Source organism: Methanobrevibacter sp., assembly GCF_017431965.1.
Lineage (GTDB): Archaea > Methanobacteriota > Methanobacteria > Methanobacteriales > Methanobacteriaceae > Methanocatella.
The window spans coordinates 1-15,485 of record NZ_JAFRKB010000043.1; the positions used below are offsets into that span (position 1 = coordinate 1).

Below are 15,485 nucleotides of genomic sequence, written 5' to 3' on the forward strand. Positions count from 1 at the left end.
AACTCAACAGTCACATTAACAGGACGTACACCATCCTGATTATCAGAATCATTCCAAACCTTAGTAACATTCAAACTAGTCACATTTGGAACGTAAGTGTTAGTAACAGTCCAGTTATAAGCAGTACTGTTATTTACAACTGTAGTATATCCGTCAATATGTAAATCAACTTCACGAATAGTGTAATTGATCACACTACCAGCACTATAAACCGGTAAATCAACGAAAACATGAGTCCAATTATTAGCCTCACTTAAAACAGTAGTATTAACAACAGCAGTACCATTCCACAACTCAACAGTCACATTAACAGGACGTACACCATCCTGATTATCAGAATCATTCCAAACCTTAGTAACATTCAAATTAATATATTCCATTAAATAAGTGTTTGTAATAGTGAAATTACAGTAGGTGTAATTTTCATAATCTGTAATATTAGTGATTACTGTTGTATAATTAGCAACAGGCAATTCTTTTACAGTATAATTGATTACTTCACCTTCATCATCTAAAACTGGTAAATTTTCGAAAGTGTAGTTCCAATTATTGTCTTCGGATAATGTTACAGTTTCAATTACGCCATTATCATCCCATAATTCAACGGTTACGTTATTAGGTCTGAGTCCGCTTCTGTTATTATTATCATCCCAAACTTTAGTAACATTAATATCTCTAACGTCAATTACTCTGAACCATGTTTCGTTAGCGATTTCAGTGTAATATAAAGTTTCAGGATAATGTGCGGTAACTCTATATCTTCCAACACCCAAATCAGATAAATCTAATCTTATACTACCTGAAATATCAGTTCTATCATTATCATTAATTGGTAATGCCCTTTCACCTATTTTTGTAACAGTATAATATATTACTTGATCATCTTCTAAATCATCCAGATATAATTTATTACCATTATCACTGTTTTGATAGCCTATAACAGGAGTAATATCTTCAGTTGGGGTTGTTTTATTTGTTCTATTTTCGTTATTATAAAACGAATATGTTACATTGTTTAATACAATTTCGCAATACTCCTCCTCATCAGGATCATACCTGCTGTGGATAGCATTAATTATATTGTCTCCGCCTATATGGGAAATGGTTATGATTTTTTTATCTTTTGTATAGAAAACCGTACCGTTTCCAGGAAGTATAGGCAGACAGTAAGTGTGTGCCTGATTGTCAAAGAATCTTGAATCATGCACCCTTACATCAGAAGACCATTGTACATAGATTGCTGAACCGTTTGTTGCAGTGTTGTTGTAGAAATTTCCTTGAATATCTGCACCAAAGGCCCAATCTAAATGGAAAGCTCCACCTTCACCTCTATCTCTTCCTATATTACCAGTTGCGTGATTGCTTTCAAAGGTGGAATTCTTAATTATTAAATCCATTCCGAATAAAATTTTTGCAAATCCACCGTTTTCGGCAGTGTTGTTGAAAGCATAGATGTCATCGAAATATGCATCCGCACTAGCTATCAATACTCCACCACCGTTATCATCAGCAGTGTTAGAAATGAAGTTGTTATGGGTGAAATTGGCACCGTCTCCTTCAATGGCTGCAGCACCACCCATGGAGTTAAATCCTGTCACATTGTTGAATGTGAAATTGTTATTGATGAATAATGTGTTTCCACCATAAATAAATACTCCACCACCAAGGTTTCCATGGTTAAATGAAATGTCATTATTTAAAAATGTAGAATCATCACCTTGAATATTGATTGCACCACCGTTACCTGTTTCATAGTCACCTTCAATTTTTATAGCAGTGTTTTCCCTGAATGTGGAATTCTGAACGGTAGCACGTTCTCCAATAATATAACTGGAACCACCTTGAAGTGCAGTGTTGTTTATAGAAGTCACATTGTCAAATAATGCATCATCACCTCTGACGTAAACAGCACCACCATCTTCACCGGCTTTACAGTCTGAAATAGTTACATTGATGAACTTACAGTCATTACCTGCAACATCCAAACCACCACCGCGAATTGAAGCGGAATTGTTGTTTAGATTGGAATTTTGTACTGTAACATTGTTTCCACCAATAAATGATGAACCTCCACGTTGGGCGGTGTTATTTGTTGAATTTACATTATCGAAAAATGAATTATTACCAATAACGTAAACTGCACCACCGTCGGTACCTGCTCTGTTATTGGACAAGCTGACATTGATAACGGAACAGTTGTCTCCGCCACCAATGTTCAATGCTCCACCTCTTAAAGTAGCAGAGTTGTTATCCAAATTACAGTTTGAAATGGTTACGTTGCTTCCTCTAACGAATGTTGACCCTCCACGGTGAGCGGTGTTATTGTTTGAGTGAACATTATCGACTAGAATATTGTCACCTGCAATATCAAATCCACCACCAAGACCTGATTCATTAGCCCTAGACTCATTATAAATAGCCTTGTTGTTATTCAACTGACCATTTAAAATTTTGACATTGGTACCGTTGATGAATGCAGATCCTCCACGCTCAGCATAGTTGTTATTAGCAGTAATATTGGTTATTACAGTACCATTGGATAATATGTAAAGACCACCACCCATGGTACCTGCATGGTTATTGGAAACACTAATATTGGTTGCTATACAATTGTCACCTGCAATGTTCAATCCACCACCTCTCAAGGTAGCGTTGTTACCGTCCAGGTTACAGTTTTCAATAACAGTGTTGTTTCCACGAATGAAAGTGGATCCGCCACGGTAAGCAGTGTTATTGTTGGAATGAGTATTATTAATGTAACAGTCATTACCAGCAATATCCATACCACCACCAAGACCGGATTCATTAGCCCTAGACTCATTATAGATAGCCTTGTTGTTGTTAAACTCACTATTGAATACGTGTATGCCTGTACCGTTGATGAAAGCACCTCCACCACGTTCAGCAGTGTTGTTATCAGCAGTTATGTTAGTAAATACGGTTCCGTCTGAAACTACGTAAATACCACCACCCATAAGACCTGCATTGTTGTTGGAAACTTCAACGTTAGTAACTGTACAGTTTTCACCGGCAATGTTCAATCCACCACCTCTCAAGGTAGCGTTGTTACCGTCCAGTTTACAGTCCTCTACAATAGTGTTGTTTCCACGAACGAATGTTGATCCACCACGGTAAGCGATGTTGTTAAGTGAAGTGACATTTGTCATGTTACAGCCGTTACCTACAATATCAAGAGCTCCACCAAGACCTGATCCGTTGACATCATTTTCATTGAAGTAAGCGATATTGTTACTTAATGTACAGTTGTCAATGACAGTATTGTTACCTTTGATGTAAGCTCCACCACCGTTTTTAGCGGTGTTGTTGTCAATGGTAATGTTTCTAAATACTATGCCATTTGAAAGTAAATAGATACCTCCACCAAGACCTTCGTTTTCATCACTGCTGTTTGCTAGAACATTGTTGTTACAAACTTCTATATTTTCGAAGGTACATCCATCACCAGCGATGTTCAGTCCACCACCTCTGACAGTAGCGTTATTTCCGTCGAAACTTGAGTTTTTAACACTGGTATTGTCACCACGAATGAATGCGGCACCACCACGATAAGCGGTGTTTTCATCTGCTGTTACATTGATGAGCTGACATCCGTGACCTAAAATGTCCAATCCTCCACCGAGACCTGAGTCTTCAGTACCGTTATTGATTGCCTTATTACCATTTAAAGTACAGTTTTCAACATAAATGTTGTCACCATTAATATAAGCTCCACCACCGTTTTTAGCAGTGTTGTTATCGGCTGTTACATTGATGAAAATTGTACCGTCGGCTACCACATAGATACCTCCACCAAGACCTGAGTTTTCAGTGTTACCGTCGAATGCATTGTTATTGGATACATCAACATTAATGATTGTACATCCTTCACCAGCGATGTTCAGTCCACCACCTCTTCCAGTAGCATTGTTACCGTCGAATTTTGAATCTCTCACAGAAGTATTGTCACCACGAATGAATGCAGCACCACCACGATAAGCGTTGTTATAATCAGCTGTTACATTGATGATTCTACAGTTATCACCGAGAACGTCCAATGCTCCACCAAGACCGGACTCTTCAGAGCCGTTATAAATCGCACTGTTGTTGTTAAAGGTTGAGTTAACAACAAGAATATCATCACCGCGAATATATGAGGAACCTCCTCTTGCGGCAGTGTTATTGTTTGATGTAACATTTATGAATTTAGCGTTGTTTCCTATAACCCAAATAGCACCACCGTCGGTACCTGCATTGTTATTGGAAATGATTGAATCCTTAAATGTACTGTCATGACAGAAAATAGCTAGACCGGCACCTTCTGAAGAAGCGTTGTTGTTTACAAATGTACAGTTTTCCACATAGGTAATGTTCATTTTGTAGTAGTCAACTGCTCCTCCCCTGTCTGCGGTGTTGTTGACACAAATACAGTTGTACATGTCCACTTCCTGAATCTCAAAGATGTGGATTGCACCACCTTGTGCCCTGTCGTCGCTACGTTTACCTTTTGCATCGTTGTTTGTGAAATTTGAATTTCTAAATTCAAGCACAAGACCGTATGCAAGACCTGCATCGGTTGCTACATCTATAGCTCCACCGTTACCGTCACGAGCAAGATTGCTGTCAAACACAGAATCATATATGTTGAACGGTCCTCTTAAAGCACCACCGAATGTAGCGTTGTTTTCCTTGAATGTGCTGTTGTGTATATCCATTACAGAATTACATGACCAGATAGCTCCTCCACCGAAATTGATTTCGTTGGAATCACCTGTTAAAACAGTGTTGTTGATGAATGTGGTATTGGAGATAACCCAATTCCATCCACCCTGATTTCTGATAGCTCCACCACCGATGGTTGCGGAGTTATTTGAGAAACTGCAGTTTCTGATAATTCCGTTGTTACAGCTCGGGTCAATGTAAATGGCACCTCCATGGTCTGTTTGAGCACCATTTATGAATTCAATATTTTCAAGAGCCACATGGTCAGCACCATTGGTTACAGTAAGTATTCTTGACTTGCCTTCACCGTCCAAGACAGTGCCGTCCACACCGACGAGGGAAACTGATTTATTGAGCATTATCACACCGTCATTTGTATAGGTAACGCCTTTCAGATAAATGGTTTCACCAGGAGATGCGGCATTTATGGCATTTTGAATATCGGAAAACTTATTTCCTTCAACAATACTGAATAAGGTACCCTCTTTCTGAAGTTTGTTATCTCCATCATAATAGTATACCTTATAGGTATAGCTCACGGTCTTATCCAAATCGCTGTAATCATATATCATTTCACCGTTGCTGTCTGTTTTTCCGGTGACATTGTCAATCAAGGTTTCGCCGGAATAGATTTCAACAGTTATGGTCTGATTAACCAAATCAATTGTTGGCCAATTAGGAATTTCATCTGCTGATTTGTAGGATGAACCGTCCCAATAAGTCAAGTTTTCCTTGGTTGCATTGTTCAATATAAGATTGCTGTATTCGGATGCGACAGACATTTTTAAGGCTGAAGCCTGACCGCTTACATACAAATCGTTATTTTGCTTAAAGGTGGAATTTGAAACCTTCACATTATTTGCCCAGGTATATATGGCTTTACCCTGGTTTGCAGTATTGTTTTCAAAGTGACAATCATTGACGGATAATGTTGACCCGCCGGCGTTGATTGCTCCACCCTGATTTGTATTACCATTCTTAAAGGCAATGTTTTCAAGAACTACGCTTGGAGTGCCCTCAATTCTGATAATTCCTGACTTGCCCTGTGCATCCAAAACACTTTCACCGGCACCAATGATTGTAACATTCTTATTGATGAGAATGCTGTTTGAATTGGCATTGGTGTAGGTGACATTTCTAAGATAAATGATTTCTCCAGGAGATGCTGCATTTACTGCGTTTTGAATGTCCTGGAATGTGTTTCCGGAAACTATGTTATATAAAGTACCTTCCTTCATGATTGACTCATCGTCACTGCAGTATGCTTTATATGTATAGTCCCCTAGAGGATATCTGCTGTAATCAAATATTACCTGACCGTTTTCATCAGTCGGATTGGTGACGTTTTCCAGTAGCTGCCCATTTGAATCATAAATTTCTAAAGTAATGTTTTTGTTGATTAACTTTACTTTTGATCCTCCTGAAATGTCTACCGGAGTTTTGGTTTTGCCATCCCAGTAGCTTAAATTGATCTTTTGAGCATTGCCTGCAATAGCATTTCCAAAGTCTGCTGTAAGAGTGAGTGTTAAATTGACTCCATCTTTTACATCACTTAAGTCACATGTTCCTGAAAAACTGGAATTTACGATAAGGCCATTTGCGCCGTTGCTGTAAATGTCATCACCAGACTGGCTGGCAGTATTTTCTACAAAAATACATTCATTTACAGTCAATCCTGCACCGCTAGAACTTATTGCTCCTCCACTGCGATACTGATTTTGAGTAGCTTTGTTTGCGGTAAAGTTACATCCTTCAATTTTGGCATTGCTACCTGTAACATTAATAGCACCACCGTAACTTGCGGAATTGCTTTCAAAGGAACAGTTAATGATTTCAGCATTATTACCATATATGTTAATTGCCCCTCCATCATTATATCCGGTTACTGCATTGTTTTTGAATGTTGAACCGGTAATATGTACATTGTTGCAATTACTAGCTATGTTAATGGCACCACCGTTCATGTTTGAAACTTTACCGTTAATGAATGTGATGTTTTCTATATTCACATCACCGCTGGCAATGTCAAATATTCTGGAATATTGTTGAGCATCCAAGACAGTGCCGTTTTTACCAATGATAGTAATTGCTTTATTAACAGCAATGTTTCTTTGTATATCATTGGTGTAAGTGACATTCCTTAAATAAACAGTTCCTCCGGCAGGAGTCTCACTGATTACACTTTCAATGTCTGAAAACTTATCTCCAGCAACTATATTATATAAATAACCTTCCTTCATTACAGAAGCGTCATCTGTATAATATGCCTTATAGGTGTAATCTCCGAATGGAATGCTGCTGTAGTCATATGTAATCTGACCGTCAGCATTTGTTAAAGCACTGAAATTATCCATTAATGTAGCGGAATCATAAACTTCCACAGTAACATTTGCATTCACTACATTAAATTGAGTTCCACTAATGATTACAACAGGAGCTTTGCTTTTACCATTCCAATAGTATAAATTGCTTAAACTAGCACTGCCTGCAATAGTATCTCCAAAGTCACCTGTTAAAGTAACAATTAATTCATTATTTGCTTTAACAGCATCTATAGCGCAGGTTCCTTTGAAAGCGGAATCAGTAATTTGACCATTGGCACCACTACTGTAAATGTCACTTCCATGACCATTACTGTTTTCAACTGTATTTCCATCAAAAATACAATCAGTTACAGTCAATCCTTCACAAGCAGAATTAATTGCTCCTCCGTTCTGATTTAAAGCGGAGTTTTCAGTGAAGTTACATCCTTCAATTCTTGTATTTTTAGCAGCAGTATCAACATGAATGGCACCTCCGGCGCTTGCCTTATTTCCTTCAAACTTGCTGTTTTTAACATTTGAACTGGAATTGGCAATGAAAATTGCACCACCGTTGTTCCATCCGGTTAAAGCATTGTTGATAAATATACAATTGTCAACAACTGAACCTGAACCTACCATATAAATAGCACGATTTGTATGTGAAGTGAAATTACATCCATACACGTTAATGGAACCAGTGCTGTAAATTGCTCCATCACCACTATTTCCATTGAAACTGCAGCCAGTTATCTCAGTGTTGGAGCCTTCCAAATACATGGCTCCTCCTTTTGAGTTATACATGGCTTCATTGTTTGTAAATATACAATTTTCAATTTTTGTATTTGAAGCAGCAGAGGAACTGTAAATAGCTCCCCCGTTCTGATTAATACAATGATCAAAAACACAATTTGAAATTGTACAGTCTGAACTCTGTATATTCACAGCAAGGGCAGGACCCTGTGTATTCGTAAATCTGATATTCCTTATGGTAACTCCAGGAGCACTTACACTGAATATCTTACTTCCGGAACTTATAGTAGCAAAACCGCTAGGATCGCTGCTGGTTCCACCACTAATGATTATATTCGCAATGTTAAGATTAACTACATCTGAACTCCATTGATCCCATGTCGAAGTCCATGTTCCAGTTCCCAGATAAATGGTATCTCCTTCTCCTACACCACCGGTAGTCAAATAATTTTGAATATCATCAAGTGTAGAACCGGACAGATCATGGTCTGTTGCAGTTAATATTTCATCATCATTGTTTGCTTGTAATTCGTCAGTCGAAACATCGCCCGACAGCGTGAGCACGCCGACATCACCACTCGTGTTTTGTAATGCCGTTGTATTCATAGCGATATCTTGCGATGCGCTAACAACCCCCAATAAAGATATAAACAAGAATAATATCAAAATAAATAAAATAGGATTTACTATTTTTTTATTGATATTATCTCCTCCTATAGAATACAATTTTTTACTTACCCATATGCTAAATCAGATTTAGCATACCTCCCCAAACGGGGAATAAAAGAATGTAAAAAAATGTTGCGTTCATATGCAATATTTTTTTGGCAAAAATCGGATATTTTTGATGGCCAAAAACACCTGAAATTTGTCGCTTCTTTTACAGTTATACATTAAATATAAGATATATATAAATATTACAAAATTGCACTGACCAAAATAATTTGTAAAAAACACATTACAGTAATAAAATTATGCACAAAATGTTAAATGAAAATGCAATCCAGCTGAAAAATATTAATTAAATCAACTTTTTGTTAAATTTATAAAAACATTTTTAACAAAAGTGTGAGTCTCAAAGAAAAAAAATGACCGAAATTGAACAGATGGCCAAAATTCTTAAAAATAATTATGGCAAACTAATTCTAATGATTCAAAGTCAAAAAGTTAATATTAATATATACTGAGAAAAAATCAATTCTTTAAAAAATCAGAAAGTTCAACTATCCCTATAAGCAAAACAGCTCATGATAATAAGAATTTTTCAAATCATGAAATAAATTTTTGATACCCCATATGGCAAGCATGATTTTATTTATTGAATATATATTAACCACATAAAATGTATATAATAAATCTGTCAATTGTAAGTCAGAATTGCGAAAAATAAAGATTTCAGTTTCCTTTAAATTTTATCATGAAAAATAGATTTTTCAAATCTAAACAATTTTATTAATTTAATGCAATTTTTTAATTAATTAAAAAAAAAATATTCCTAAATTTGAAAGGGCGGTGAATTTCTTAAGGCACTGACCTGTTCAAGAATCTCTTTAGATTTTCTCCCACATCATAAAATCCGGCAAAATCAAACATTCTTCACACCTGCCCTAACCGCAAATTCTGACAAGACCTGATATTTTCTTCTAAAAGGTCTTAACATTTCCCGGATATGTTCGATGTCCTCACTTACCCCATTTCGAAACCTTTCACGAGACACATATATTCTTAAAACCAAATGGTCCTCATCACCGCATTCAGGATCATAGACCATTTCAAGATTATAATTCTCATTTATGAAATACTGATTCAGATATGGTTTGACCTCTTCGAGAAGAACAAATATTTTCTCATTATCCTTCAGAAAATCTTTTATTTCATTGGGCTTTTCAATAACATAATACTCGCCGAGAGCATTGAACTTTTCATTGAAAGTTGAATTTTGATTCATGATTATCACAATAACGCCTTATTTGACTTAATATAGCATAATTTATACTTAATCATTTAAATAACTTTTTAAATAACTCTATACACTATTTTAAGTATAATACAATACTAATTTAATAATATAAAATTGTATAATAAATTATTTATAAAAAGTAGTATAAAAAATAGCCAGTTTTAAATGAGAACAATTTTACAAACAAAAATCAATAAAAAAATAGTTGAAGAGAGATTACAACTCTCCCCTTTCACGTCTTTCATCCAATAGCTTAAGGCCTATTTCGCCTAACTTGTACTTTTGAATCTTGCCGCTTGTGGTAAGCGGGAACTCATCAACAAAGAAAACGTACTTAGGAACCTTATATCTTGCAATGGATCCTATACAGAAATCACGAATGTCCGCTTCGGTTACATCCTCAAAGCCGTCTTCCTTAATTATGAAAGCTCCGACGATTTCTCCGTATTTTTCATCGGGAATTCCTGCCACCTGAACGTCCCGGACACAGTCATGGGTAAAGAGATATTCCTCAATCTCACGAGGATAGATGTTTTCCCCTCCTCTGATAATCATGTCCTTGATACGTCCCACGATTGAATAGTATCCGTCCTCATCGACTGTAGCAAGGTCTCCTGAGTGAAGCCATCCGTCAGGCTCGATTGTCTCGGCGGTCTTTTCAGGCATGTTGTAGTAACCTTTCATCACGTTGAAACCACGACACATTATCTCACCAGGCTCTCCGACGCCGACCTCTTCGCCGGTTTCAGGATCGACAATCTTGACTTCAATGTTCGGAAACTTACGGCCTACAGTGTTAATCTTTTTTTCGAATGAATCGGCGGCATTGGTCTGTGTGAAACCTGGAGCCGCTTCGGTAAGGCCATAAACGCTGGTGATCTCCTTCATGTTCATCTTCTCGATTGCGTCCTTCATGGTTTCGACAGGACAAGTTGATCCCGCCATGATGCCTGTACGAAGTGAGCTCATGTCAAACATCTCAAACATCGGATGGTTCATCATTCCGATAAACATTGTAGGAACGCCGTAAATGGATGTGCACTTTTCCTTTTGGATTGATGAAATTGCCAATAATGGATCATATTCCTCAAGAACAACCATGGTTGAACCGTGGGTAATCACAGCCATTACGCCTAAAACTGTTCCGAAACAGTGGAAAAGAGGCACCTGCAACAGCAACCTGTCAGCAGGAGTGTAGTTCATGTTCTCTCCAATGTAGTAGCCGTCGTTTACAATGTTGCGGCTTGTAAGCATTACGCCTTTCGGAAAACCTTCTGTTCCGGAAGTATACTGCATGTTGATGACGTCATGCTGTGTAACTGAGTCCTTGACCTTCTGATATTCCTCATCGTCATAGTTCATACCGAGAAGCAACAATTCATTGGTGTTGTACATTCCGCGGTGCTTTTCCTGACCTACGTGGAAGACGAATTTCAAATGAGGGAACTTTTCGGCCACAAGATGACCCCTTGCACAGCTTTTAAGTTCGGGAACAAGTTCATTTATAATGTCAAAGTAGCTTGTGTCCCTGAAACCGTCGGTCATGGCCAACGCCTTCATGTCGGACTGCCTTAACACATACTCCAATTCATGGGACTGGTATGCTGTGTTGACCGTTACGATTGTTGCTCCGATTTTTGCGGTTGCAAACATGTAGGTCAGCCATTCAGGCACGTTTTTCGCCCATATTCCAACATGGTCTCCCTTCTCAATTCCAATAGCCAGCATTCCTTTTGCTAGATTGTCTATTCTTTCATCAAATTCCTTATATGTAAATCTTAAGTTTCTATCCGGATAAACGATAAATTCATGATCTGGTTGCTTTTCAACCATTGATTCGAAAAACTTCCCTAACGGAAGCTCTGTAAATAATTCAGACATGCTTTTCACCTCATTAATTTAAACAATAAAATAACTTTACCAAAATACAAATCATCAATGCAATCCCAATTGCAATGTGTCCAAGTCCAAATTCAAAGTTTCTGTGTAAAATCTATCTATTTTTGGCTTAAAAGTTATTTTAATCATATTTTTCACCTCAGTATGGAGTGTAAAGCACAGCTAATATTTTAGCATCTTTTTCACCGCTTGCATGTAAGTGGTGAGGAACCGCTGAGTCATAAAATATAGTGTCGCCTTCACCTATTGTGAAAGTGTCCTTTCCATAAATCACTTCGATTTCGCCTTCAAGCACATAGATGAACTCTTCACCCTCGTGTGATGAAAGTTCCTTTTCACCTTCCTCAAACTTGATGTCAATCATGAAAGGGTCTATGTTTCTGTCTATCTTTCCTGCGCCTAATGAGTGGAACTCAAGATTTGTAGCATTTGTAACATCTTCCCTTCCTGAGAAATAAAGGGAGTTTTCAGTCACGCCGCCTCTTGTAACGACAGGTCCGAGTTCTGGTGTGTCATCTAAAAATGTACCTAACCTTACGCCTAAAGCCCTTGCCATCTTAGTTAACGGAGTGAGTGATGGAATAACTTCACCTGATTCCATTGCTTCTAGGACTTCAAGCTTCACGCCACTTCTTTCGGACAGCTCTTCAATAGACATGTTCTGTCTTTCTCTGATATCTTTTATCTTTTTTGCAAAGTCTTCGTTTGTCATATTTTTCACACATTTTTTTTTGAATTTACACTTAAAACAATTTAAGTATTAATAATTATCTTTGATAAGATATTTAAAGATAACCTAAAATAAGCCAAATTTTTGAATTATATTGAAAATAAAAGTAAAAAAATGTTAGATATTCATTATTTTCAAAAAAGATATTTACTTGAGATTACCAAATATCAAATAAGGGTGAAAAATTGAAAAACAAAACCAAACTTATACTGATTATAATAGGGCTGATAGTTATTGCCGGCGTGATTTATTCCAATCTGGGCTCATCCGGAAGCGATGCATCTTACGAGACATTGGCCAATACAAGTATTGGAACTGTTGAAAAATGCGTTTATGGAAATGAAAATGCTCCAAAATGCATTGCATTGATTACCGGAATCCATCCAAGGGAACCTCTTTCAATCGAACCTGAAATAAAGGCGGCTCAGCAATATGAAAACGATGATGTTAAAATAATCCACTACAAGGTCACAGTAACCGACAGGCCAACAGACTATAATGCGGGAAGGGCAAACGGAGAAAGCCTCGTGCATGACTACGTTAACCCGGACGTTACAAAATCCGATGCAGGAGCAGTCATCATCAGCCATTCACATATGGCAGGATATGGCCAGGGATTCTATCTTGCAACCCCTGAAATGGATGACGCTTCAGTGAAAATAGCTACAGATATCAACAAGACAAGTGACTTCAACTATTATCCTGTTACAGGCAACGAAAGCTACAAGTCAACATCTGCAGTTCTGGTATCAAAACCTATTGCTCAGGCGGGATATCCTACATTCGTATACGAAATTCCGGAAGACATAACCAACCAGACATCAACCGACAAGGCGATTGAACTGTTTAATCTAATATCAAAATACATTTAGGGATTTGAATGGAACTTGAAGACTATCTAAATCATGTGAATGATAAAAAAAGAATCACTGCAGGTTCACCTGAGCATCTCTTCATGCATGAGATGCTCAACGAAGCCTTAAGGATTACCCATAAAATCAATGCCGAGCATCACACTCCCAAAGAAATCCAGCAATTGTTTGGAGAACTGACCAATCAGGAGCCAAACCCAACATTGGGACTGATACCTCCTTTCAATACCGATTTTGGAAAAAACATACATATAGGAGAAAACGTCTTCATCAATTCTGGCTGCAAAATGCAGGATCAGGGAGGAATATATATCGGAGATGACGTTTTAATAGGCCATAACGCCTGTCTTTTAACATTGAATCATGATCAAAACCCTGATAAAAGGGCAGATATGCATCCGGAACCAATATACATTGAAGACAAAGTGTGGCTGGGTTCAAATGTCACTGTCCTTCCAGGAGTCAGGATAAAAAGCGGCGCCATTGTTGCGGCAGGTGCGGTAGTGACAAAGGACGTTGATGAAAATACAATTGTCGCAGGCATACCTGCAAAATTCATCAAAAAAGTCGGCGATGATTAACCTGCCAGATACTTGAATGGATAGTTGATTAAATTATTTTCAACATTAAAAGCAATTGAATATTTAAGCGATTATGTAAAATGATAACATCAACTGTCTTTAAAATATATTTTAAACTCCAAAATATACTGGTAATGCACCAAGAATGTCCAAGTTCGGCAAAATATAAATTATTTATATCATATGCAATAAAAAATTATATAATTAAAGGAGCTATCTTATGTTAACTATCAATAAATGTTACCTAGATTTCGTTGATAAAATCTTAAAGCAAGGAAAAGAAACTTATAAAGATTCAAATCATCATTTAGTTGAAAGTTTGGGGAATTTTTATATAATCGACGATCCCTTCGATTTAAAGTTCAGAGCAAAATATCAGCACTACACCCCTGAAATGCTATTGGCAGACATCAAATCCGGAAAATTCGATATGGAAGGCTGTCCCATTAAAAGCGATGCATTATATGAGTATGTAAAATCAGCGGAAAATCCTGATGACCAGGGATTCGTCTACACCTACCCTAACCGTATCTATGCGCACTTTGACATTGACCAGTTCAACACCATGAAGGAAAGAATATTGACTGCAACAGGCTCAAACAGAGCAGTGGCGGTTACAATCGACCCTCAACTGGATGCTGACAGGGAAGATATTCCATGCCTTCAGTTTCTGCAATGTCTTGTCCGTGACAACGAATTGACTATACACTGCATATTCAGAAGCAATGACATTTTCGGTGCATTCTACTCAAACATGTTTTTCATAGCATATCTCGGATTGAAAATGAAAGAAGAAGTGAATAAAGAAATCATGGGTGAAAAATTAAACTTCGGTGGAGTTCACTACCACTCAACCTCAGGCCATATCTACAATACTGACTTAAGAGCAGCTCGCAAATTAATTAAAGCAAACAAATAAGGTTAACTAACCTTATTAACTTATTTTTTTAAATTAAAATCAGTTATCTTTTATAATAGTGATTGATGCAGTTGATTTGTCATATTTGCTGTTTCCACCATAGGAGCTGCTGATTAACCATTGGCCTATGTCTAAATCTGCAACTGAAATTTTAGCTTGGCCAAATTTATCGGTTTTTATAGTTGTTTTTACGCCGTTTATGGTGAACACCACATTACCGCCTTTAATGGCCTGGCCTGTTTGGTTGTTGGTTAATGTAGCTACAATTTCCTGGGTTTGCCTGTCATATGCATTGGAGATGACAGTTGGTATCCTACCCTCAACGATTTTTATTGAAGCTGTTGATTTCAGGTATTTGCTGTTTCCCCCATAGGAAATAGATGCATTGAAATTGTTTGGATCTGCATCGCCGATTGAAAGTCTGGCCTGACCATTTTTGGTTTTTACTGTTGTTTTTACACCGTTTATGGTGAATACTACATTAGCTCCAGTAATGCCATTTCCAGTTTCGGCATTTATCAAATTGGCAACCAATTCTCCGGTTGCATTGTCATAGCATAGTGAAATGCTGGTTGTTATCCTGTTTTCAACAATATCAACGCTTGAAGCGGATGGATTATACTTGCCGTTACCGTTGTATGAGACAACAGCCGTGTAAGTGCCCGGAGCCAAAGTGGAAACGGCAAAAATAGCTTCACCGTCAGCATCACTTTTAACGGATCCCTTCTGGCCATCAACCGAAAATCTTACAG

8 protein-coding genes are annotated in these 15,485 nt (G+C 37.5%); 3 read left to right on the plus strand and 5 right to left on the minus strand.

Translation table 11 applies throughout. The annotated features are described in order from the left end of the window. The 4 genes from IJI93_RS06170 to IJI93_RS06185 all read right to left on the minus strand — a co-directional run. Positions 1 to 8,336: Cna B-type domain-containing protein (locus IJI93_RS06170; protein WP_292821291.1), on the minus strand; the 8,336-nt coding region annotated here is incomplete at its 3' end. 1,021 nt (positions 8,337 to 9,357) lie between these two features. Further along, positions 9,358 to 9,720 (minus strand): hypothetical protein, encoded by a 363-nt coding sequence (locus IJI93_RS06175; protein ID WP_292821293.1) that lies wholly within the window; start codon positions 9,718 to 9,720, stop codon positions 9,358 to 9,360. 228 nt (positions 9,721 to 9,948) lie between these two features. Beyond that, positions 9,949 to 11,613, minus strand: a complete 1,665-nt coding sequence (locus tag IJI93_RS06180) for an AMP-binding protein (RefSeq protein ID WP_292821295.1) — start codon at positions 11,611 to 11,613, stop codon at positions 9,949 to 9,951. A 157-nt stretch (positions 11,614 to 11,770) separates the two neighbouring features. Continuing rightward, the gene (locus IJI93_RS06185; RefSeq protein WP_292821297.1) at positions 11,771 to 12,343 is read right to left on the minus strand and encodes a helix-turn-helix domain-containing protein; all 573 of its coding nucleotides are present in this window, start codon (positions 12,341 to 12,343) and stop codon (positions 11,771 to 11,773) included. A gap of 203 nt (positions 12,344 to 12,546) precedes the next feature. Between IJI93_RS06185 and IJI93_RS06190 the strand changes: the two genes are divergently transcribed. The 3 genes from IJI93_RS06190 to IJI93_RS06200 all read left to right on the plus strand — a co-directional run bounded on the left by IJI93_RS06190 (position 12,547) and on the right by IJI93_RS06200 (position 14,733). Further along, positions 12,547 to 13,233: a hypothetical protein gene (locus IJI93_RS06190; protein ID WP_292821299.1), complete on the plus strand. Its 687-nt coding sequence runs from the start codon at positions 12,547 to 12,549 to the stop codon at positions 13,231 to 13,233. Between the two features lie 8 nt (positions 13,234 to 13,241). After that, the gene (locus tag IJI93_RS06195; protein ID WP_292821301.1) at positions 13,242 to 13,814 is read left to right on the plus strand and encodes a DapH/DapD/GlmU-related protein; all 573 of its coding nucleotides are present in this window, start codon (positions 13,242 to 13,244) and stop codon (positions 13,812 to 13,814) included. A 220-nt stretch (positions 13,815 to 14,034) separates the two neighbouring features. Continuing rightward, positions 14,035 to 14,733, plus strand: coding sequence for a thymidylate synthase (locus IJI93_RS06200; protein ID WP_292821303.1), 699 nt, complete (start codon positions 14,035 to 14,037; stop codon positions 14,731 to 14,733). 39 nt (positions 14,734 to 14,772) lie between these two features. On the opposite strand, the gene IJI93_RS06205 is transcribed toward IJI93_RS06200, so the two are convergent. Continuing rightward, positions 14,773 to 15,485, minus strand: a 713-nt coding sequence (locus tag IJI93_RS06205; RefSeq protein WP_292821305.1) for an Ig-like domain-containing protein, incomplete at its 5' end; no start/stop codon positions are given.